Consider the following 19,946-nt stretch of genomic DNA (forward strand, 5'->3'; position numbering starts at 1 on the left):
TCGCCGTTTAACGCGTAGCGCTCAGCTTGGCCGTCGCGGCGCCGCGCAGGCGTTCGCGGCTGAATTCCTCATGGAAGACCTGGCCGCTCGGCCGCAGCAGGTCGCGCAGCGATACGATGCCGATCAGCCGCATGGTGTCGGCGCTCTCCACCACGGGCAGCCGCGCCACGCTCGACGCGGCCATGCTGCCGGCCGCCGCGCGCGCGGTCTGGGACGGCACCAGCACCTGGGCCTGCGCGACCAGCAGGTCGCGGCAGCGCAGGTCTGACGGCGCCGACCCGGCGGAGGCGCCGCGCACCGTGGCGCGATCCAGCATGCCCAGCACGCGCCCATCCGACACCACCGGATAGGCGCGGTGCGCCGCATGTTCGCCGAAATAACGCGTCGTCGCGTCGGCCACCGGCAGGTCGGCATCGATAGCGATGACTTCGCGCGTCATCAGCTCGGCCACATGGGCGCGCTCGAGCGGATCGACGCCGTATTCGCGATAGATATGCAGGCCACGCCGCGCAATCTTCTCGGTCATGATGGAGCGCTTCATGGTCAGCACCGAGAAGCCGTACGCGACCGCGGTGGTCAGCAGCAGCGGCAGCAGCGCCTCGGTGTTGTGCGTCAGCCCGAACGCGAACACGATGGCGGTCAGCGGCGCGCCCAGCACGCTGCCCAGCACGCCGGCCATGCACACCAGCGCCCACATCTGCGGCGAGCCGCCCGGCAGCCACGGCGCCAGCACCGTGCCCAGGCCCGCGCCGAGCATCAGCAGCGGGGCGAGCACACCGCCAGAGGTGCCCGAACCGAGCGCCGCGATCCAGATCAGCGCCTTGACCACCAGCAAGCCCACCGCCACGCTGATCGCCAGGTGGTTGTTGAGCAGGTCGCCGATCACGTCGTAGCCGACGCCAAGCGCGCGCGGTTCGAAGTAGCCGCCGATGCCGACCAGCAGGCCGCCGATGGCGGGCCACCACATCCAGTGCACCGGCAGGCGCGAAAACGCGTCCTCAGTCCGGTACAGCGCCAGCGTGAGCGCCGCGCCGACGATCCCGCACAACAGCCCGGCCACCAGGCACGAACCCAGCGCCACCGCGCCCACCGGCGCGGTCTGCAGCGGGAACAGCGGGCCGGCCTCGAAGAAGAACGGCCGCATGAAGCCGGCCACCGCGCAGGCCAGCGCCACCGGCAGCAGGCTGCGCGGGCGCAGTTCGAACAACAGCAGTTCGATCGCCAGCAGCAACGCCGCCACCGGCGTGCCGAAGATCGCGGTCATGCCGGCACACGCGCCGGCCACCAGCAGCGACTTGCGTTCGCCGGCGGTCAGGTGCAGGTATTGCGCCAGCAGCGACGCCAGCGAGCCGCCCGTCATGATGATCGGCCCTTCCGCGCCGAACGGGCCGCCGCTGCCGATCACGATGCCCGATGACAGCGGCTTGAGCACCGCCACGCGCGGCGACATCTTGCTCTTGCCGAACAGCACGGCCTCGATCGCTTCCGGAATGCCGTGGCCGCGGATCTTGTCGCTGCCGTAGCGCGCCATCAGGCCGACGATCAGTCCGCCTAGCGCGGGCACGAGGATGACCCACGCGCCCAGCGTATGGTGCGCGGGCGAGTGTTCGGCCAGCGACAGCGTCTGGTAGAAGAACAGGTTGGTGAAGAAGCGGATCAGCTTCAGCAGGACATCGGCGGCCAGCGTGCTGATCACGCCGATCAGCAATGCGATGCCGCACAGCAGCAACAGGCGCTGGCTGACGGCATAGTCGCTCTTTTCGGTATGCATGGGGGCTCCTTGGATTCTTGTGCGATGCGGCAAGAATCAACGCGGACATCCGCCAGACATGGATCTTGCCAAAGGCCGCCAAATATATCACTCCGTGATATATTACGCCGACCATTCCAACGCGCCCCCGTCCCGAATGCCTTCCGCCCCCGCCGTCGCTGCACTCGCACATAACACCCGTGCCTGGCTCCGCACTTTCGTCCCCCTACCGGTCTCGGCCAACCGCATAGAGCGCATCAAGAGCTGCTTCGGTGCCCTGCTTGGCCTGTTCCTGACCGAGTGGATCAGCCACCAGACGCTGGGCGGCTTCAACCCGTGGTTTGTCGCGCCGATGGGCGCTTCGGCCGTGCTGCTGTTCGCGGTGCCGTCGAGTCCACTTGCGCAGCCGTGGTCGATCATCGGCGGAAATTTATTTGCCGCATTGATCGGCGTGGCCTGCGCGCGCTGGATTCCCGACCCCGGCCTGGCTGCGGCCACCGCCGTGGCGGTCGCCATCGCGCTTATGTTCCAGTTCCGCTGCGTGCACCCGCCCAGCGGCGCGGTGGCGATTACCGCCGTCTTTGGCGGCCCCGCGGTCAGTGCGCTGGGCTTCGGCTTCGTGGTCGTGCCGGTGCTGTTCAATTCCATGCTGCTGTTGCTGATGGCGCTGGCCTTCAACAACCTGTCGCGGCGGCGCTATCCGCACCGTCCGCCCGAGCCCCCGGTGCAGCACCTGACCAGCGACGTGCCGCCCGGACAGCGCGTGGGCTTTACGCGCGCGGACCTGCACGACGCCCTGCAGGCGCGCGGCGAGTTCCTCGACATTGAAGAAGACGACCTGGAAGCGATCCTGGTGGCCGCGCAATTGCGCGCCTACCGCCGCCGCTTCGGCAACGTGCTGATCTCGGACATCATGTCGCGCGACGTGGTGACGGTGCGCCCCGAGCAAGCGGCTACCGAGGCATCGCACCTGCTGTCGCGGCACCGCATCAAGGCGCTGCCGGTGGTCGACGATCATCGCAAGCTCTTGGGCATCATTACCCAGAGCGACTTCTTCGCGGCGCAGCGCGACACCGGTGCACGCCGACTGGCCGGCACCGTGCGCGACCTGATGACCCGCGCCGTGGTCACCGCGCGCGCCGACCAGCCTATGGTCGAGCTGGCGCAGGCCTTCAGCGATGGCGGCCTGCACCACGCACCGGTTATCGACGATCACCACCACCTGGTCGGCATGGTGACGCAGTCGGACCTGGTTGCCGCGCTGCTCAAGGACGGCGTAATGAGCGCTACGGCCTGAGCTGTCGCACTCACCTGAACCGCAAACGGGCGCTACGGCGCCCGTTTGCGTTGGCAGGCAGTGCTGGCGCATGTCATGCAGCTGTGGCACTGTGGGCTGTACCCCGGCCATCTCCGTCCGAGTGCCTGCCCCCGCACCTGAAATACCGCGCCCGCCGCCGTCGGGACTGACGTAAGCTATATTTACGCCGTTTCCGTCACTCCGGCGGAGTTGGGAGAAGTCATGAATTCCGGCCAACTGATTGAAAGGATCGCCGCTGTGTTCGCGCTGGTGGTGCTGATCGGCGGCTCGTTGCTAGTTCTGGCGCCGTTCACCACGGCGCTGCTGTGGGGCGCCATCCTGGCCTTCAGCTCGTGGTATCCCTACACCGTGCTGTCGCGTTGGCTGGGCAACCGGCGCAGTCTGGCGGCGCTGATCTGCGTGGTGCTTGCCGCCGTGATCGTGCTTGGCCCGTTTGTATATGCGGGCGCGAGCTTTTCCGCACATATCGATGAACTGACCGGCCTGGTGGACCGCTACACGGAGCAGGGCATTCCGCAGCTTCCCGACTGGCTCAGCAGCCTGCCCTATGTGGGCGGCTACCTGCACACGACCTGGGAGTCGGTGATCCATGCCGACTCCGACATGGTCGCCAACCTGCGCAAGCTGATCGCGCCGGTGGGCCATGTGCTGCTGGGTGCCGGCCTGTCGATCGGCGCAGGGCTGGGCCAGCTGGCGCTGTCGATCATCCTGGCTTTCTTCTTCTACACCGGCGGCGAATACGCAGTCGACTGGCTGCGCGCCGGCATGCGCCGCATTGCCGGCGAACGTGCCGACCACCTGCTCGAACTGGCCGGCAGCACGGTCAAGGGCGTGGTCTACGGCGTGCTCGGCACGGCGTTTATCCAGGCGGTACTGCAAGGCATCGGCCTGTGGATCGCGGGCGTGCCGGCGGCTGCCATCCTCGGCTTCGTGACGTTCTTCCTGTCGGTGATCCCGGTGGGGCCGCCGCTGATCTGGCTGCCGGCCGCGCTGTGGCTCTACCACGCCGGCGACACGGGCTGGGCCATCTTCCTGGTGGTGTGGGGCGTGGGCGTGGTCAGCATGGCCGACAACGTCGTCAAGCCGCTGCTGATCAGCAAGGGCACGGGCATGCCGCTCATCTGGATCATGATGGGCGTGCTCGGCGGCGCGCTGGCGTTCGGCTTCCTTGGCGTCTTCATCGGCCCGACCCTGCTGGCGGTGGCCTACGCGCTGCTGCGCGACTGGACCGTCGGTTCGCAGATCGAAGCCGTGCGGCGCGCCGAATCCGCTGCGGCAGCCGCTGCGGCAGCGCCGGCGGACAGCCCGCCGCCCGCCCTGGTCGACAACCCGGACGCACCGGCGGTCGCGCCGGGCAAGCGTCCCGGCTGAGTGCGACGCATGGCACACGGCGACACCGGCACCCCGCTGGACGCAAGCACGCTGCACGGACTGATCGCCTGCGAGTACTGCGACGCGGTGTACCAGCGCGCGCCACTGGCGCGGGGCGAGCGCGCGCTGTGCCTGCGTTGCGGCGGTCAGCTGTACCGCGAAAGCGCGCGCACCTACCGGCGCCTGCTGCCGCTGGTCATCACCGCGCTGATCCTGTTCCTGATCTCCAACGCTTTTCCGATTGTCGAGATGGACCTGAAAGGCGTGCGCACGCAGACCACGCTGCTGGGCGCCGTGCAGGCGCTCCACGCCGACCACATGTCGCTGGTGGCAGCGCTGGTGTTCGCCACCACCATCCTGTTCCCGCTTTCGGAAATGCTGATGATGGTCTACCTGCTGGTGCCCATGTCGGGCCACCGCATGCCCGTGGGCTTCGACCGCATCGTGCGCGGCATCCGCCAGACCCGGCCGTGGGGCATGATCGAAGTGTTCATGATCGGCGTGCTGGTCACGCTGGTGAAGCTGTCGAGCATGGCGCAGGTGCTGCCCGGCATCGCGCTGTGGTCGTTCGGCGCGCTGGTGGTGGTGCTGGCGGCCATGCTGTCGTTCGATCCGCGCGACCTGTGGCATTACCTGGAATCGCCGCAAGCGGCCGAGGACGCGGACGGAGCCGGCCAATGAGCGATACCCAGCCGCCGCGGCGCAAGTTGCCGCGCCTGACCGGCGCGCGCGAGCATCTGCAGCGCTCGCGCCAGTTCGCCAGCAGCGTGGTGCAGGAGATCACCGACGACGACGAGCGCACGCCGCTGCCGCAGGTGCCCACGGCCGCGCGGCTGGGCCTGGTGTCGTGCCACGCCTGCGACCTGGTCAGCCCGCGTTCGCTCGAAGGCCAGCCCTGCCCGCGCTGCGGCGCCACGCTGCACCACCGCAAGCCCGACAGCCTGGCCCGCACCTGGGCGTTCCTGCTGTCGGCCTACATGCTCTATATTCCCGCCAACCTGCTGCCGGTGATGGTGACCCAGTCCATCCTGGGCACGCAGCAGGACACCATCCTGTCCGGCGTGATCTACCTGTGGCTGTCGGGCTCGCACCTGCTCGCGGGGATCGTGCTGATCGCCAGCATCATCGTGCCGCTGCTGAAGATGGTGATTCTGACGCTGCTGCTGGTCTCCGTGCACATGCGCTCGACCTGGCGCCTGCGGCAGCGGACCAAACTGTATGGACTGATCGAGGTGATCGGCCGATGGTCCATGCTCGACATATTCGTGGTGGCGTTGCTGGCCTCGCTGGTGCGGGCCGGGGCGCTGGCCACCATCATCCCCGGCGGCGGCGCGCTGGCCTTTGCCTCGGTCGTGGTGCTGACCATGCTTGCGTCACTGAGCTTCGACCCCCGCCTGCTGTGGGACTCGCTGGAACAACAAGATGCCTGACACTGACAACCTTCCGCCCGCGCCGCCGGGGCTGCCGCAACCCGAACGCCGCCGCCGGGCGCGCTGGCTGCCTTCGCTGGTCTGGCTGATCCCGATCATCGCGGCCGTGGTCGGCATTTCGCTGCTGGTCCACACGCTGTCTTCGCGCGGGCCCGAAATCACCGTGGCGTTCCGCTCGGCCGAAGGCCTGACGCCTGGCAAGACGGCCGTGCGCTACAAGGACGTGGATATCGGCCTGGTGAAGTCGGTGCGGCTCGCGCACGACCGCTCGCACGTGCTGGCCGTGATCGACCTGACCAAGGATGCGGAAAACTTCGCCGTGGCCGACACGCGCTTCTGGGTGGTGCGGCCGCGCTTTGCCGCGAGCGGCGTATCGGGCCTGGAAACGCTGCTGTCCGGTGCATACATCGGCGTGGACGCCGGCAAGTCCACCGAGACCACGCGCGATTTCAAGGGACTTGAAGCGCCGCCCGTGGTGACATCGGACTCGTCGGGCAAGCAGTTCGTGCTGCGCGCCTCGGACCTGGGCTCGCTCGATATCGGCTCGCCAGTCTATTACCGGCGCGTGCAGGTAGGCCAGGTGGTGGCTTTCCAGCTTGATCCAAATGGGCGCGACATCACCCTGCGCATATTCGTCAACAAACCCTATGACAAGCTGGTGAACGCCGATACGCGCTTCTGGCACGCCAGCGGGGTCGACCTCAAGCTGGACGCGTCGGGCCTGAAGCTGTCGACGCAATCGCTGGTGACCGTGCTGCTCGGTGGCGTCGCCTTCCAGGCGCCCGAAGGCACCAGCGCGACGGACGGGGCCGCGGAAAACACGCAGTTCCTGCTGGCCGCCGACCAAGCCGAGGCCATGAAGGAGCCCGAGGAACTGGCGCCTGCGCTGGCGGTGCTCAACTTTGACCAGTCTGTGCGCGGCCTCTCGCCGGGCGCACCGGTGGACTTCCGCGGTGTCATCGTGGGTCAGGTGCGTTCCATCGGCATCGAGTTCCAGCGCGACAAGAAGGCGTTCCGCATGCCGGTGGTGGTGGAGCTGTATCCGTCGCGCATGGGCTTCCGCGAACGCGACGTGCAGGACCCGACCCGCCGCCACGAGATCATCGCGGGCCTGCTCAAGCGCGGCATGCGCGCGCAGTTGCGCACCGGCAACCTGCTGACCGGACAGCTCTACGTGGCGCTGGATTTCTTCCCGAAGGCGCCGCCGGCCAACGTCGATCTGAACGCGCCGATTCCTGAATTCGCCACTACGCCGGGTACGTTCGACCAGTTGCAGGCTCAGGTCGGCGATATCGTCAACCGGATCGACAAGGTGCCGTTCGACCAGATCGGACAGGACCTGCGCAAGTCGGTGGCGGCGCTCAATGCCACACTGGCCAGCGCCGACGCGCTGGTGAAGCAACTCAACGGTGACGTCGCGCCGCAGGTGCTGGCCGCGCTGCAGGACGCGCGCAAGACGCTGTCGACCGCCAACGGCACGTTGTCCTCCGACGCGCCGCTGCAGCAGGATGCGCGCCGCATGGTGCAGGAGCTGACGCGCACGGCGACGTCGCTGCGCATACTGACCGACTATCTCGAACGGCATCCTGAAGCGCTGCTGCGCGGCAAGACGGAGAAGGATTGATGAAGAATCGGACCTGTATCACGCGCGCATGTGTCCTGGCTGCGCTGATCGCCGCTACGGTTCTGGCAGGCTGCGCCTCGCCGGATCCGCGCTACTACACGCTCGCGCAAGGGCCGGCCGCCGCTGCGGCAAATGTTGCGGCGCCGGGGGTGCCTAACACGGATCCGCTCTGGATCGAAGTGGCTCCTGTGCGCGTGCCCGAACGTTTGAACCGTCCGCAACTCGTGGTGCGCGATAGCCGCAACGGCAATGAAGCCCGGCTCAAAGTGCTGGACCTGTCTCGGTGGTCATCGCCGCTGCCCGACGAGATGCGCGATGCGCTGTCGCAACGGCTGCAGGCAAGTTTGGGGGCGGTGGACACCTACCAGCAGGGGCTGTCTGATGTGACGCCGGTCTACCGGATCACCACCGATGTGGTGCGGCTCGATGCCGATATCGGCCAGCGCGCCGGGGCGACGATCAACTGGACCGTGCGGCGGCTGCCGGATGGGAAGGTGGTGAGCGGGCGGACGCAATCGGATCTGGCTGCGCCTGGAGAGGTCGAAGGCGTGGTGGCGGCTTATCGGGAGATTCTGGGGGCTGCGGCGCAAGATATTGCGGCCGGCTTGCAATCATTGAAGCGGTAAAGCGCTTTTGAGTCGCCGGCTGCGCGGACGTGTCAGGAATTTCGTGTGCTGAGGTCGTTGTAAGAAATCTCAGCCGATGGCGTTGGTGAATCGCTCGCCAAACAGAATGGCGAACTGATTGACTGCCTGCCGCCAGGTGATAGGCGGCATCTTCCAATCCTTTTCGATGTTGCGCAAGGCCAGAAACAACAGCTTGCTGGCCGCTTCGTCGCTGGGGAAGTGGCCTCGATTCTTGACGATCTTGCGCAACTGCATGTGCATGCTTTCAATGGCGTTGGTCGTATATATGATTCTGCGTACTTCCGGTGGATAGGCAAAGAAGGGAATCACTTGCTCCCACTGGCGTTGCCACATGGCCGCGACGGTAGGGAATTTACGACCCCATTCGCCTTGGGAGAAAGCCTCCAGCGCCGCTGCTGCCGCATCGGCCGTGGCGGCCTGATAGATCGGCTTGAGCGCCGCAGCGAGCGGCTTGCGATCCTTCCAACTCGCCAGACTCAGCGAATTGCGGATCAGATGCACAATGCAGGTCTGGATCTGGGCATCCGGATAGACCGCTTCGATCGCCTCGGGAAAGCCGCGCAAGCCATCGACCACTGCGATTAGGATGTCGTTCAAACCGCGGTTCTTCAATTCGTTGAAGACCTTCAGCCAGAACTTGGCGCCCTCGGTTTGCTCGATCCACAGGCCCAGTACTTCCTTGCGGCCGTCGGCCCGAATGCCCAGCGCCAGATAGACCGCCTTGTTCTTGACCGTGCCTTCGTCGCGAATCTTCAGCCGGAGCGCGTCAAAGTACACGATCGGATACATGGCCTCGAGCGGCCGTTGCTGCCATTGCTCGACGTCGGCCAGCACCTCATCCGTGACCGTGGAAATCAGATCGGGCGACACCTGGAGCCCGTATAGCTCCAGCAGATGGCCCTGAATCTCGCGCACGCTCATGCCGCGCGCATACATGCTGATGACGTGGTCGTCGAAGCCTGGAAGCCGGCGTTGATACTTGCCAACCAACTGCGGCTCGAACGTTGCCTGCCGATCGCGCGGGATATCGAGCGTCAGCTCGCCGTTGGGCGTAATGACTGTCTTGGGGCTCTTGCCGTTGCGGTGGTTGCCGGCTTTGCCTTGCTCCGCCTCGCTCTCCAGGTGATGAGTCAGTTCGGCCGCCAACATTCGCTCGGCCAATTGCTTCTTCAACTGCCCAGCCAGGCCTGATTCGCCGAGGATCGACTCGGCATCTTTGTTCTGGACCTGCGCCAGCAGTTGATCGATCAGTTCATCAGGGAACAGCTTGGGTGCCTTCGGGCTCTTGCTCTTCTTGGTCACTGTTGTGTCGGTCATAGGACGTTTCCGTAATCGTCTCATGACCTCGTCACACTAAAAATCTGACAGGCTCGGCTGCGCCGGCGAAACAGCGTCCCATGCCAGGCACAACACGCAAAGCCGCTCGCGGGACTCAATCCTCCGCACCCCCCATCGCCGCCGCCCTTTCCCGCCGCACTGTCCGCCGCCGTTCATCTTCCACCATAGCCTGCAGGCATTCCCTGGCCCCGCCCCGCACAAGCCTGGCCGGGCAGGCCAGCATCAGGTTCTTCGGCAGCCCGAAGTCCTCGACCAGATACCCCTGAACATCCCGCGCACGTCCGAGTTCATCGACTGTTGAAGTCACGCGTTCACGCAGCGATCCATCGTCCCCGTAGTAGCCCCACACCGGCTTGTTCAGCGCCACGGCGAAGCCGACCTCGAAGGCCGTACCGGAATCCGGTTCTCCGGGACCGCGGAAATCCCCGAGGTTGGCCATCACCATATCGGCCCGTCGGATCAGCGCGATATTGGCGTCATAAATCCAGCGCGCCGTGTCCGGCCCGGACAGGCCCGCAGGCGCCGCCTTGTCTAGCGGGTACAGACCTTCAAACCCGTACTCGGCGCAGAGCGCCTTGAGTCGTTCGCCCCATTCAACAGCATCCACACGGAACACATCGAAACCGGCCAGATAGAGTGTCTTCATGGCATGGGCGCGTACGCGCAACGTTGATCGGCAAGGTTGCCAGCATATCTCAGCAAGCTCGCCCGTGGCCGGCAAGGCTGGCAGCCCTGCGCTACCATTGCCAGTTCCGTTTTCCCGCGATTAGCCTCGCCTCCCATGTCCGCATTCCAGATCCTCCAGGTCGGCCCGCTCGCGCCGCAAACCAACCTCACCCTGCAGGACCACTTCAGCGCTGCCGCGCTGTGGCAGCAGGCCGATCCGCTTGCCTGGGCGCGTGAGCATGGCGGTGCGGTCCGTGTCGTGGTGACCTCGGCCCGGCACGGTTGCACCGCCGCGCTGATCGACGCGCTGCCCCGCCTTGAGGCCATCGTCAGCTTCGGCGTTGGCTACGATTCGATCGCGCTTGACGCCGCCCGCGCCCGTGGCATCCAGGTCAGCAACACGCCTGACGTGCTCAACGACTGCGTGGCCGACCTGGCTTTCGGCCTGCTCATCGATGCGGCGCGCGGCATTGCCCATGGCGACCGCTTCGTGCGCGCGCAGCGCTGGCCGCAGGGCGGCTTTCCGCTGACCACGCGGGTATCCGGCAAGAAGCTCGGCATCCTGGGCCTGGGCCGCATCGGCGAGATCGTCGCGCGCCGCGCGGGCGGCTTCGACATGGAGATCGCCTACCACAACCGCCGCCAGCGCGAAGGCGCACCGTGGCGCTTCGAACCGGACCTGAAAGCGCTCGCCGCATGGTCCGATTTCCTCGTGGTCGCCTGCGTGGGCGGCCCGGAGACCGAGGGCCTGGTCTCGCGCGAGATCATCGAGGCGCTGGGACCCAGCGGGATCCTCGTCAATGTCTCGCGCGGCAGCGTGATCGACGAAGACGCCATGGTGGCGGCGCTGGCCGACGGCAGGCTCGGCGGCGCGGGCCTCGATGTGTTCCGCGACGAACCCAATGTCCCGCAGGCGCTGCTGGCACTCGACAACGTCGTGCTCGCCCCGCACATGGCCAGCGGCACGCAGGAAACGCGCGCCGCCATGACCGCGCGGACGCTGGAAAACCTGGAAGCGTTCCTGGCCACCGGCAAGGTGCTCAATCCCGTCCTGTAAAACCTGCCAACCCGCGCCCTATACTGAAAACCGCCGGCCGCCATGCCGGCGTCAGGAGGCAATATGGGACGCAAGTATGTCGACTGCCGCGAGTATCCGAGCGACATCGGCTGCACGGTCGCACTCAGCGCCGACAGCGAAGATGAACTGCTCGAAGCCGCGGTCCAGCATGCCGTGGCGGTGCACCAGCATCAGGACACGCCTGAGCTGCGCACGCAGCTGAAATCCATGTTCAAGGACGGCGCACCACCGGCCTGAACCCTGTTGGCGCGCCGGCCCCGGCGCGCCTTCTCCCCATCGCCCCGCGTTCCTTCTGTGCGGCATTCGCCGCCCATGATGTTCCCCTTGTGCCCAGATCAATACCCATGCGAGCAACCATGGGGCAAGATTGACGTCCCGCTATATACAGACGTATATTGCGCCTGACAGTACACAGAAGCCATCCGCGCGTCCCAGCGCTCCCAGGAACCTTCCGATGCACACTTCCCGCTCCGTCCGCACGCCGGGCACGGCGTTCCGCCGCCGTGCCGTTCATTTCGCCAGTGCCGCGCTGGCCGCCCTGGCGCTGGCCGCACCGCCGGCATTCAGCGCCGACCTGGTGGTATCGGCGGCCGCGAGTCTGACCAATGCATTCAAGACCCTGGCCGAATCGTTCGAGAAGACTCACCCGGACACAAAGGTCGTGCTGAACTTTGGCGCGTCCGACGTGCTGATGCAGCAAATCATCAAGGGCGCGCCGGCCGACGTGTTTGCTTCGGCCGACCAGGAAGCGATGAATAAAGCAGAGGCCGAGAAAGTCGTGGCCCATGCCACGCGCCGCGACTTCGCCGCCAACCAGGTCGTGCTGATCGTGCCGAACGACAGCAAGCTTCAGATCCACGCGCTGCAAGACCTGAACAAACCAGAAGTGAAGCGCATCGCCTTCGGCAACCCGGCCTCGGTACCGGTCGGGCGCTACACGAAGGGCGCGCTGGAAGCCGCCGGCCTGTGGGACGCCGTCTCGGCCAAGGGCGTGCTCGCGCAGAACGTGCGCCAGAGCCTGGACTATGTCGCGCGTGGCGAGGTCGAAGCGGGCTTTGTCTTCGCCACCGACGCGGCGGTCATGCCAGACAAGGTCAAGGTAGCCGTACGCGTGCCCAGCCGCACGCCGGTGACCTACCCCATCGCCGTGACCAGCCTGACGAAGCAGAACACGCAGGCCACCGCCTTCGTGCGCTACGTGCTGTCGGCCGAAGGTCAGGCGATCCTGGCGCGCTACGGCTTCCAGAAACCCTGATCGGGATCGACGCACACCATGGACGCTGTCTGGGTACCGCTGCTGCTATCGCTGAAGGTCGCGGGCTGGGCCACCGCGCTCAACGCCGTGCTCGGCGTGGCCGCCGCCTATGCGCTGGCGCGCTGGCGCTCGCCGGCGCGCGACGTGGTGGATGCGGCACTGACGCTGCCACTGGTACTGCCGCCGACGGTGCTCGGCTACTACCTGCTGGTGCTGGTGGGCCGGCGCGGCGTGTTCGGCGAATGGCTCGGCAAGCTCGGCATCGAACTGGTATTCACGTGGCAGGGCGCGGTGCTGGCGTCGACCATCGTCGCCTTCCCGCTGGTGCTGAAATCGGCGCGCGCGGCGTTTGAAGGCGTCGACCACCAGCTCGAAAACGCCGCACGCGTGCTCGGCGTGCCGGAAGCGGCCATCTTCTTCCGCGTGACGCTGCCACTGGCCGCGCGCGGCATCATCGCCGGCGTGCTGCTGGCGTTCGCGCGGGCGCTGGGCGAGTTCGGCGCCACGCTGATGGTGGCCGGCAACCTGCCGGGCCGCACGCAGACGCTCTCGGTCGCGATCTACGAAGCGGTACAGGCCGGCGATGACAACACCGCCAACCTGCTGGTGCTGGTTACCTCGGTCACCTGCATCCTGATCCTGGTCGTGGCGGGGCGGCTGGTGCCGGCCGCGGCGCGCAATCCGGCCGAAATCTATGAACGCGGACGCGTGCGGCGCACGCGTTCGACACAGTGAGGCTGCCATGGGCATGCAAGTCAGTATCCGCAAGCGCATGGTGTCGGCCGACCGGCATTTCGCGCTCGACATCGCCTTCGATTCGGCCAGCCGCCGCATCGCGCTGTTTGGCCCGTCCGGCGCCGGCAAGAGCCTGACGCTGCGCGCCATTGCCGGGCTGCTGATGCCGGATGCCGGCCGCATCGTCCTGAATGGCCGCACGCTGTTCGACGCCGAGGCCGGTATCAACGTGCGTCCGCAAGAACGCCGCGTGGCTTACCTGTTCCAGGAATACGCGTTGTTCCCGCACCTGACCGTGGGGCAGAACATCGCGTTCGGCCTGTCGAAGAGTTGGCGCAATCCGCGCCGCGGCGCCACGCATCCGGAGACCGATCGCTGGATCGAGGCGTTTGGCCTGCGCGAGATCGTCGGCAACTATCCCGCCGAGATCTCCGGCGGGCAGAAGCAGCGCGTGGCACTGGCGCGCGCGCTGGTGGCCAAGCCCGATATCGTGCTGCTCGACGAACCGTTCTCGGCACTCGACCCCGCGCTGCGCCAGCGCATGCGCCAGGAACTGCGCGCCTTGCAGGCCAGCCTCGACGTGCCGATGGTGGTCATCTCGCACGACCCGGCCGACGTGGAAGCGCTCGGCGAGCACGTGCTGGAGATCCGCGAAGGCCGCATCTACGGCAGCGGCACCGCGCGCCAGCACCCGCCCGTCTACGCCCCGCTGCGCGCCGTCGTGGTCTGAGCCGCGCGCAGCAGGTCGACATAGGCGCCCTCCAGCAGGGCGCCTGCTTCCACCCCCAGCTGGTCCAGCAAGCCGTGCGCTTCCGCCACGCCAGCGGCAACGCTCTCGTCATCGGCCAGCACCACCTCCAGCTCCAGGAACTCGCCGAGCCCTTCCACGCGGTCCAGGTGGACACGCGAGCGGCCCACACGATACAGCGTGCGCACCTTGCGCACGCGCCCTGCTTCGCCATGCGCGGCAGCCAGTGCGGCACGCAGCGTATCGGGCGATGCCGTGGGCGACAGGATGTAGAAGCTTTCCTTGGGGCCGGGCTGGTCCGCCCGCGCATAGAAGATCAGCTCGCCGCGATCGGCACTGAACGCCCTGAGCTTGAGCCGGCCATTGGGGCACGGGAAGAAGGTGTCATCCTGCTCGATCTGCTCCGGGCCGCCACTTGCCAGCGCCGCAACACGCGATTCGATGGCGTCGATGCTGTCCAGACGCGCCTTGATTTCAATATTTCTTGCCATGGGAATCTCCGCCTTGATGTGCGTATTCAGCCCAGCAGCAGCTTCGCTGCGATGACCCACATGGTGACGCCGATTAAAGCGTCCAGCCCCTGCCACGCGCGCGGCCGCGCAAAGACCGGCCGCAGCAGCGCGGCGCCATAGCCGAGCGCGAAGAAGAACAGGAACGACGCCGCCATCGCGCCCGCGGCGAACTGCTTCTCGCGGCCATGGAATTGCGTGGAGACCGATCCGATCAGCATCACCGTGTCGAGGTACACATGCGGATTGAGCCAGGTGAACGCCAGGCAGACGCCGAGCGTCGCCAGCAGCGGCCGGGGCTCGGCATGGCTCGGGTCGAGCACCGCTGACGAGCGCAGCGCGGCCAGGAAGCTGCGCGCGCCATACCAGATCAGGAACGCCGCGCCGCCATAGCGCATGGCCGCGGCCAGCCACGGAAGCTGGCGGATCATGACCGCAAAGCCCGACACGCCAGCCAGGATCAGCAGCGCATCGGACAATGCGCAAACCAGGCAGACCCAGAACACATGCTCGCGGCGCAGTCCCTGCCGCAGCACGAAGGCATTCTGGGAACCGATCGCAAGGATCAGCGAAAAGCTCAGGGAAAAACCGGCCAGCGTGGCGTCCATGTACGGGGATGGCGGAACTTGCGTCGAAGCCCGACATTATGGACGACCCGCCGCACGCAGCGTACGCGCTGCAGCCTATCCAACCACGCCCAGGATCACGGCCGATGCCTTGAAGATCGCCAGCGCGCGAACGCCCTCGGCCAGGCCAAGCGTCTGCATGCTCTCGTTGGTGACGATGGCCGCCACGCTGCCGCCGCCATCGAGATCCAGCACGAGCTCCGCATTGACCGCGCCGGGGACGACACGCGACACCACGCCCGGGAGCTGGTTGCGCGCGGACAGGCGCAGACCCGGCTCCGCCAGGCCGATAATCACCGACGATGCCTTGATCAGCGCAAACGCCTCGACGCCAGGCTTGAGCTCCAGCGTCTCGACGCTTTCATGCGTGATGGTCGACACGATGGTCTGCCCGCCCGGCAAGGCCAGCACCACCTCATCGTTGACTGCGCCGCCACGGACGCTGTCGACTTTTCCAAAAAGCTTGTTGCGCGCACTGGTACGGATCATGAAACGCCTCATTACGTTAAGGTCTTCGGCCGCGCTGTCGCCCAGGCGGCCCAGGTGGGCGACAAAGCGCCGGTGTTCTTCCTCGAGCGCCCGATAAGTGCGGATCAGCTGCTCGGCGCGTTCGGTGAGGCGCGTGCCGCCACCGCCCTTGCCGCCCGCAGCGCGCACCACCAGTGGTTCGCCGGCGCTGTTGTTCATGGCGTCGATGGCGTCCCAGGCGGCCTTGTAGCTGATGCCCACGGCGCGGGCCGCGGCCGTGATCGAGCCGTGCTCGCCGATGGCGGCCAGCAGCGCGATGCGGTCCTTGCCGCCCCAGTCGTGTGAGCCGGAGCGGAACCAGATGGCTCCCTGGAGTTCAAGCATGGCGAGGTTGCGCCACCCGTGCAAAGGCGGCGCGTCAGAGTCGGAATGCGGCTATGGTAATCGCTTTGCACCATCAGCCGGCGCATCGGTTTCCTGATGCACGGGGATGTACCAGTGCATGCGGCCGCCGGCAAAGACGTGCCGGTCCATCTGCCGCAGCAGGCTCCACGCCATGAACCGGTCGACCGCGAGATCGACCCAGGCCCACGGACGCTCGGGATCGCCTTCGCGGATGATCTCCACGGAGTTGACCGCCACATGCTGCGCGAGCAGGTCGCGCAGCATCGCTTCGGTGACGTTGCGGCGCAGGCCGCGAATCAGTATCTGCATGGCACAGCCATCGCCTTGATGCTCGGTGACGCGCTGTGCTACGCGCTGTGGCCACCGCCACTGCGCTTGCCACCTGCCGGTTTGCTTGCCTGTGGACGCGCCGCCCGCGTGCGTTCGCTGCCAGTCTTGGCAGCCGGAGCCACCGGCAACGCGGCAGGCTGTGCCCCGCCATGCGCGTGGTCGGTGCCGAGCACGTCGGCCACCTCGCGGTAGTGCACCAGGCGCTCGCCCTCCAGCGGCGCGCTGACGGTCAGCACGCGATGCGCGGCCACCATCAGCCTGCGGCGCTCTTCCTGTTCCGGCACCATCCGCGGCAGCGCCTGCAGCGCACACTGGCGGTCAAGCTGCACGATGGCGGTCTGCTGCCGCACCAGAGACTTGAACTCGGCCAGCGTCAGGCCGCCGCGTCCTTCGGGCTGCTCGCGCGCGATCTCGCGCAGCAGGTTGAACGGGCGTTCCTCGATCGCCGCATGGGCGTCCGCCACATAGGCCAGGACGCGCACGAAGGCTTCGCGCATGCCGCCCTGACCGATGGCCGCCTCGGCATCGCGCAGGCGCAGCTGCGCCAGTTCCTTGCGCAGTTGCACCGTCACCGGCGATTCGAGATTGACGGGCGCCTGCACCGTCATGCCCACCAGCGCCGCCATCATCGGCGACTGGTACATCGCTTCGAATACCTGCTCGTACCAGGCATCGCGCACATCGCGGTACTGGTCGAGCGCGGCGGTGATCTGCCCCGACACCGCACGCTCCATCGTCAGAAACGGATTGTCCTGCGCGACCGGATGGCGGTGCTCGCGCACCATCGGCGCCAGCGCGCCGATCCACGCCATCCACGGATTGGCGTCGGTGGACACCGAGCGCTCCAGCCGCGACGGATGGAGCGCGCGCGCGGCTTCCGCGGTGAGTTCGTTCGATGCCGCGCGCACCAGCGGCGACGCGAAGGTGTCGTAGAGGTGCTGGTTGACTTCGGAGATGCGGCGCACCACCTCGAATGCGCGCTCGTCCTCGCGGCCATCGTCGAGTGCGAGGATGTCGGCGATCTTGCGGCGCTCGAAGCGCACCAGGTAGCGCCCTTCGATCAGGTTGCGGTGCGGCGTGCCGGGCGCGATGTCTTCGATCTTCGCCTCATACAGCCCCGGCGGCAGCACGTCGATCAGGTCCAGCGCGCAGAACAGTTCGCTGTGCTCGCGGTTGGCCACGCCCGCCGACACGAAGATGCCCAGGTGGCCCACGGTCGGATGCAGGCAGTAGACGATGACCTGGTCATTGGCGACCAGTTCTTCGTCCGTCGCGTACAGGTCCGGAATCCAGTTCAGTGCCTGTTGCGGCGGCGTGATGTTGTCCCCCCAGGACGCAAACACGATCACCGGCGAGCGGATATTGCGCAGGTCCACCACGGTCTTGCCATCGGCGCTGCGCACCTGCCCGGCGGTCAGGCGGTTGCCGACGAACAGGTTCTGCACGATCCAGTCGATCTCTTCCCGGTTCATCAGGAAGTGGCCGCCCCACCAGCGCTCGAACTCCAGGAAGCGCGGACCTTCGGTATCGGCCTTGGCGTAGACGTTGTAGAGCTTGCTCCAGAGCGTGTTGGAAGGATTGAGCTGCTCGAAGTTCTGCACGAGCCATGCGCCGTCGAAGCGGCCATTGCCCATGTCCGCCGTCAGCGAGGCCAGCCACGACCCGCCCAGCAGGCCGCCGCTGTAGCGCATCGGGTTGGTGCCGCGCACACCCGACCAGTATGCCAGCGGCGCCCCCGCCACCAGCAGCGGGCCGACCGCATCCGACGCCACGGCCGCGAGGATCATCAGCGCCCAGCCGGCCTGGCAGTTGCCGATCACGAATGGCTTGCCCGGTGCATCGGGATGGCGTTCCTTGATGATCTGCAGGAAGCCCGCCTCGGCGCGGGCGACGGCCTCGATGGTCTGGCCCGGGCACGGGTCGCGGAAGAACGTGATGAAGTAGCACGGATGCCCGGTGCGCAGCGCGATGCCGATTTCGCTGTCGGCCTTGAAGCCGCCGATGCCGGGGCCGTGTCCGGCGCGCGGGTCGATCACGACGAAGGGGCGCTTGGTCGGGTCGGTCGGCATGCTGGCCGGCGGGATGATGCGCAGCAGCGCGTAGTTGACCGGCTGTGGCAGCGTGCGCGCGTCGGCGAGCATCTCGTGCTCGAACACTAGCACCGGAGGCATGCCTTCGCGTTCGTGCTCGCACGACTCATTGCCGCGCTGGCGCAGGATGTCCATGAGCAGGACCGAGCGCTGCCAGGCATCCACGCCGTATTCGAGCGCGGCGCGGGGCCACGCGGCAAACGGGGCAAAGGCGCCGAACTGCGCCAGTGCGTCGGTGGTTCCAGGCTGACCAGGCTTGTCGTTGTTGTCTTTGGACAAGCCGCCGGATTCGCTAGCTGACATTCCACTTCCCCCTGTTGGCATCGGGTAAGCGCGCCGTGCTTACCGGAGCCGGGACAGTCCGGAAGTGACGCGTTGTGCTTTGCAGCAAAAACAAGCGTACCAGTGGGCTGTGCCAATGGCAACCGCGCCATGTGGGCGAGCGGAGGGCCTCTGCGGCACCTGCAAAGCGCAGTTTCCGCATCATCGGGACGCATGCATCGTGGCCTATACTGAGCCCGATGCGCCTTGCGCAGCGCAACATGCTGCGCCGAACCGAGCCAAGCCAAACGGAACTGCTATGTCTCCTTCGCCTGTCATGTCTTCGCTTTCCGCACCCGCCGGCACCGACAAGTACGCCATCCTGCTGGAGCGCTGCGCCGGCTTGCCGCCCATTCCCACGGCCGTGGCACACCCATGCGATGCGTCGTCGCTCGGCGGTGCGCTACAAGCTGCCGGCCTGGGCCTGATCGTGCCGATCCTGGTGGGCCCGGAGACGCGCATCCGCCAAGTTGCGGCCGAGCATGGGCTGACGTTGGGCAACGCCACCATCATCGATGCGCCGCACAGCCATGCATCGGCCCGGCTCGCGGTCGAGGCCGTGCGCAACGGCAATGCCGAGCTGCTGATGAAGGGCAGCCTGCACACCGACGAATTGATGCATGAGGTGACGGCCTCGGCCAGCGGCCTGCGCACGGGGCGGCGCCTGTCGCATGTGTTTGCGATGGATGTGCCGAGCTACCACAAGCCGCTGTTCATCACCGACGCGGCGGTGAACATTTTCCCCACGCTGAACGACAAGGCCGATATCTGCCGCAATGCCATTGACCTGGTGCGCGTGCTCGGCATCGATCGTCCCAAGGTGGCGATCCTGTCCGCCGTGGAGACCGTGACCGACAAGATCCCGTCGACCATCGACGCGGCGGCGCTGTGCATCATGAGCCGGCGCGGGCAGATCACGGACGCGTTGCTGGACGGCCCGCTCGCGTTCGACAACGCCATCAGCCGCGAAGCCGCGGTCACCAAGGGCATCGAATCCGAGGTCGCCGGCGACCCCGACATCCTGCTCGTGCCCGACCTGGAAGCCGGCAACATGCTGGCCAAGCAGCTCACGTTCCTGGCTGGCGCCGAAGCCGCGGGCATCGTGCTGGGTGCGCGCGTGCCCATCATCCTGACCAGCCGCGCGGACAGTATTCGCGCGCGCATCGGCAGCTGCGCCATCGCGGTATTGCTGGCTCATGCGCGCCGCAGCGCCGAGGCCGCCGTCAGCGTCTGAGCC

At 66.9% G+C, this 19,946-nt stretch carries 20 protein-coding genes; 12 read left to right on the forward strand and 8 right to left on the reverse strand.

All coding sequences use genetic code 11. The features are described from left to right. Positions 1-7 precede the first annotated feature (7 nt). A complete protein-coding gene (locus tag ACIGJB_RS12450) occupies positions 8-1,771 on the reverse strand; it encodes a chloride channel protein (RefSeq protein ID WP_483730105.1) in 1,764 nt (587 codons plus the stop codon). Between the two features lie 136 nt (positions 1,772-1,907). On the opposite strand from ACIGJB_RS12450, the gene ACIGJB_RS12455 reads away from it, so the two are divergent. The 6 genes from ACIGJB_RS12455 (at position 1,908) to ACIGJB_RS12480 (ending at position 8,119) form a co-directional block, all read left to right on the forward strand. Further along, positions 1,908-3,047, forward strand: coding sequence for an HPP family protein (locus ACIGJB_RS12455; RefSeq protein ID WP_483730106.1), 1,140 nt, complete (start codon positions 1,908-1,910; stop codon positions 3,045-3,047). Between the two features lie 222 nt (positions 3,048-3,269). Next, positions 3,270-4,439 carry an AI-2E family transporter gene (locus tag ACIGJB_RS12460; RefSeq protein WP_483730107.1) on the forward strand — a complete coding sequence of 390 codons (1,170 nt, stop codon included), beginning with the start codon at positions 3,270-3,272 and terminating at the stop codon, positions 4,437-4,439. A gap of 9 nt (positions 4,440-4,448) precedes the next feature. Next, positions 4,449-5,120, forward strand: a complete 672-nt coding sequence (locus ACIGJB_RS12465; RefSeq protein ID WP_483730108.1) for a paraquat-inducible protein A — start codon at positions 4,449-4,451, stop codon at positions 5,118-5,120. Next, positions 5,117-5,869 carry a paraquat-inducible protein A gene (locus ACIGJB_RS12470; RefSeq protein WP_483730109.1) on the forward strand — a complete coding sequence of 251 codons (753 nt, stop codon included), beginning with the start codon at positions 5,117-5,119 and terminating at the stop codon, positions 5,867-5,869. The genes ACIGJB_RS12465 and ACIGJB_RS12470 overlap by 4 nt, the downstream gene beginning before the upstream one ends. Further along, positions 5,862-7,493, forward strand: a complete 1,632-nt coding sequence (locus ACIGJB_RS12475) for a PqiB family protein (protein ID WP_483730110.1) — start codon at positions 5,862-5,864, stop codon at positions 7,491-7,493. The genes ACIGJB_RS12470 and ACIGJB_RS12475 overlap by 8 nt, the downstream gene beginning before the upstream one ends. Further along, on the forward strand, positions 7,493-8,119 hold the full coding sequence (locus ACIGJB_RS12480; RefSeq protein WP_483730111.1) for a PqiC family protein: 627 nt from the start codon (positions 7,493-7,495) through the stop codon (positions 8,117-8,119). Before ACIGJB_RS12475 ends, ACIGJB_RS12480 begins: the two co-directional genes overlap by 1 nt. 69 nt (positions 8,120-8,188) lie before the next feature. Here the strand turns inward: ACIGJB_RS12480 and ACIGJB_RS12485 are convergent, their stop codons facing one another. Together ACIGJB_RS12485 and ACIGJB_RS12490 are read right to left on the reverse strand one after the other, a co-directional pair. Continuing rightward, on the reverse strand, positions 8,189-9,457 hold the full coding sequence (locus tag ACIGJB_RS12485) for an IS256 family transposase (RefSeq protein WP_483729500.1): 1,269 nt from the start codon (positions 9,455-9,457) through the stop codon (positions 8,189-8,191). A gap of 115 nt (positions 9,458-9,572) precedes the next feature. After that, positions 9,573-10,124: a nucleoside 2-deoxyribosyltransferase gene (locus tag ACIGJB_RS12490; protein WP_483730112.1), complete on the reverse strand. Its 552-nt coding sequence runs from the start codon at positions 10,122-10,124 to the stop codon at positions 9,573-9,575. Between the two features lie 135 nt (positions 10,125-10,259). Here ACIGJB_RS12490 and ACIGJB_RS12495 point away from each other — a divergent pair, with 135 nt between their 5' ends. The 5 genes from ACIGJB_RS12495 (at position 10,260) to ACIGJB_RS12515 (ending at position 13,942) form a co-directional block, all read left to right on the forward strand. Continuing rightward, entirely contained in the window at positions 10,260-11,201 is a 942-nt protein-coding gene (locus ACIGJB_RS12495) for a 2-hydroxyacid dehydrogenase (RefSeq protein ID WP_483730113.1), read from the forward strand. 63 nt (positions 11,202-11,264) lie between these two features. Further along, positions 11,265-11,459, forward strand: a complete 195-nt coding sequence (locus ACIGJB_RS12500; protein WP_483730114.1) for a DUF1059 domain-containing protein — start codon at positions 11,265-11,267, stop codon at positions 11,457-11,459. A gap of 217 nt (positions 11,460-11,676) precedes the next feature. Beyond that, positions 11,677-12,477 (forward strand): molybdate ABC transporter substrate-binding protein, encoded by an 801-nt coding sequence (gene modA, locus ACIGJB_RS12505; protein ID WP_483730115.1) that lies wholly within the window; start codon positions 11,677-11,679, stop codon positions 12,475-12,477. A gap of 18 nt (positions 12,478-12,495) precedes the next feature. Beyond that, a complete protein-coding gene (gene modB, locus ACIGJB_RS12510; protein WP_483730116.1) occupies positions 12,496-13,212 on the forward strand; it encodes a molybdate ABC transporter permease subunit in 717 nt (238 codons plus the stop codon). A 7-nt stretch (positions 13,213-13,219) separates the two neighbouring features. After that, positions 13,220-13,942, forward strand: a complete 723-nt coding sequence (locus tag ACIGJB_RS12515) for an ATP-binding cassette domain-containing protein (protein ID WP_483730117.1) — start codon at positions 13,220-13,222, stop codon at positions 13,940-13,942. Here the strand turns inward: ACIGJB_RS12515 and ACIGJB_RS12520 are convergent. The 5 genes from ACIGJB_RS12520 to ACIGJB_RS12540 form a co-directional block, all read right to left on the reverse strand. Further along, positions 13,912-14,451: a class IV adenylate cyclase gene (locus tag ACIGJB_RS12520; RefSeq protein ID WP_483730118.1), complete on the reverse strand. Its 540-nt coding sequence runs from the start codon at positions 14,449-14,451 to the stop codon at positions 13,912-13,914. The two genes, ACIGJB_RS12515 and ACIGJB_RS12520, sit on opposite strands and share 31 nt — an antisense overlap. Before the next feature lie 26 nt (positions 14,452-14,477). Continuing rightward, the gene (locus ACIGJB_RS12525) at positions 14,478-15,077 is read right to left on the reverse strand and encodes a LysE/ArgO family amino acid transporter (RefSeq protein WP_483730119.1); all 600 of its coding nucleotides are present in this window, start codon (positions 15,075-15,077) and stop codon (positions 14,478-14,480) included. 75 nt (positions 15,078-15,152) lie between these two features. Beyond that, on the reverse strand, positions 15,153-15,947 hold the full coding sequence (locus ACIGJB_RS12530) for a TOBE domain-containing protein (protein ID WP_483730120.1): 795 nt from the start codon (positions 15,945-15,947) through the stop codon (positions 15,153-15,155). Between the two features lie 51 nt (positions 15,948-15,998). Beyond that, the gene (locus ACIGJB_RS12535; RefSeq protein ID WP_483730121.1) at positions 15,999-16,277 is read right to left on the reverse strand and encodes an RNA recognition motif domain-containing protein; all 279 of its coding nucleotides are present in this window, start codon (positions 16,275-16,277) and stop codon (positions 15,999-16,001) included. Positions 16,278-16,315: 38 nt separating this feature from the next. After that, positions 16,316-18,691, reverse strand: coding sequence for a DUF3141 domain-containing protein (locus ACIGJB_RS12540; protein WP_483730122.1), 2,376 nt, complete (start codon positions 18,689-18,691; stop codon positions 16,316-16,318). A gap of 277 nt (positions 18,692-18,968) precedes the next feature. On the opposite strand from ACIGJB_RS12540, the gene ACIGJB_RS12545 reads away from it, so the two are divergent. Continuing rightward, a complete protein-coding gene (locus ACIGJB_RS12545) occupies positions 18,969-19,943 on the forward strand; it encodes a phosphate acetyltransferase (protein WP_483730123.1) in 975 nt (324 codons plus the stop codon). The last annotated feature ends 3 nt before the right edge of the window (positions 19,944-19,946 follow it).

The sequence above is a fragment of the Cupriavidus sp. C2SS-8b genome, assembly GCF_057073745.1.

Excerpts from the sequence above, each read along its gene's own strand:
- ACIGJB_RS12455 (WP_483730106.1), top strand. The coding sequence starts at position 1,908 with ATGCCTTCCGCCCCCGCCGTCGCTGCACTCGCACATAACACCCGTGCC.
- ACIGJB_RS12470 (WP_483730109.1), top strand. The coding sequence starts at position 5,117 with ATGAGCGATACCCAGCCGCCGCGGCGCAAGTTGCCGCGCCTGACCGGC.
- ACIGJB_RS12460 (WP_483730107.1), top strand. The coding sequence starts at position 3,270 with ATGAATTCCGGCCAACTGATTGAAAGGATCGCCGCTGTGTTCGCGCTG.
- ACIGJB_RS12515 (WP_483730117.1), top strand. The coding sequence starts at position 13,220 with ATGGGCATGCAAGTCAGTATCCGCAAGCGCATGGTGTCGGCCGACCGG.
- ACIGJB_RS12480 (WP_483730111.1), top strand. The coding sequence starts at position 7,493 with ATGAAGAATCGGACCTGTATCACGCGCGCATGTGTCCTGGCTGCGCTG.
- ACIGJB_RS12535 (WP_483730121.1), bottom strand. The coding sequence starts at position 16,277 with ATGCAGATACTGATTCGCGGCCTGCGCCGCAACGTCACCGAAGCGATG.
- ACIGJB_RS12475 (WP_483730110.1), top strand. The coding sequence starts at position 5,862 with ATGCCTGACACTGACAACCTTCCGCCCGCGCCGCCGGGGCTGCCGCAA.
- ACIGJB_RS12490 (WP_483730112.1), bottom strand. The coding sequence starts at position 10,124 with ATGAAGACACTCTATCTGGCCGGTTTCGATGTGTTCCGTGTGGATGCT.
- ACIGJB_RS12545 (WP_483730123.1), top strand. The coding sequence starts at position 18,969 with ATGTCTCCTTCGCCTGTCATGTCTTCGCTTTCCGCACCCGCCGGCACC.
- modB (WP_483730116.1), top strand. The coding sequence starts at position 12,496 with ATGGACGCTGTCTGGGTACCGCTGCTGCTATCGCTGAAGGTCGCGGGC.
- ACIGJB_RS12530 (WP_483730120.1), bottom strand. The coding sequence starts at position 15,947 with ATGCTTGAACTCCAGGGAGCCATCTGGTTCCGCTCCGGCTCACACGAC.
- ACIGJB_RS12450 (WP_483730105.1), bottom strand. The coding sequence starts at position 1,771 with ATGCATACCGAAAAGAGCGACTATGCCGTCAGCCAGCGCCTGTTGCTG.
- ACIGJB_RS12525 (WP_483730119.1), bottom strand. The coding sequence starts at position 15,077 with ATGGACGCCACGCTGGCCGGTTTTTCCCTGAGCTTTTCGCTGATCCTT.
- ACIGJB_RS12520 (WP_483730118.1), bottom strand. The coding sequence starts at position 14,451 with ATGGCAAGAAATATTGAAATCAAGGCGCGTCTGGACAGCATCGACGCC.
- ACIGJB_RS12540 (WP_483730122.1), bottom strand. The coding sequence starts at position 18,691 with ATGTCAGCTAGCGAATCCGGCGGCTTGTCCAAAGACAACAACGACAAG.
- ACIGJB_RS12485 (WP_483729500.1), bottom strand. The coding sequence starts at position 9,457 with ATGACCGACACAACAGTGACCAAGAAGAGCAAGAGCCCGAAGGCACCC.
- ACIGJB_RS12465 (WP_483730108.1), top strand. The coding sequence starts at position 4,449 with ATGGCACACGGCGACACCGGCACCCCGCTGGACGCAAGCACGCTGCAC.
- modA (WP_483730115.1), top strand. The coding sequence starts at position 11,677 with ATGCACACTTCCCGCTCCGTCCGCACGCCGGGCACGGCGTTCCGCCGC.
- ACIGJB_RS12495 (WP_483730113.1), top strand. The coding sequence starts at position 10,260 with ATGTCCGCATTCCAGATCCTCCAGGTCGGCCCGCTCGCGCCGCAAACC.
- ACIGJB_RS12500 (WP_483730114.1), top strand. The coding sequence starts at position 11,265 with ATGGGACGCAAGTATGTCGACTGCCGCGAGTATCCGAGCGACATCGGC.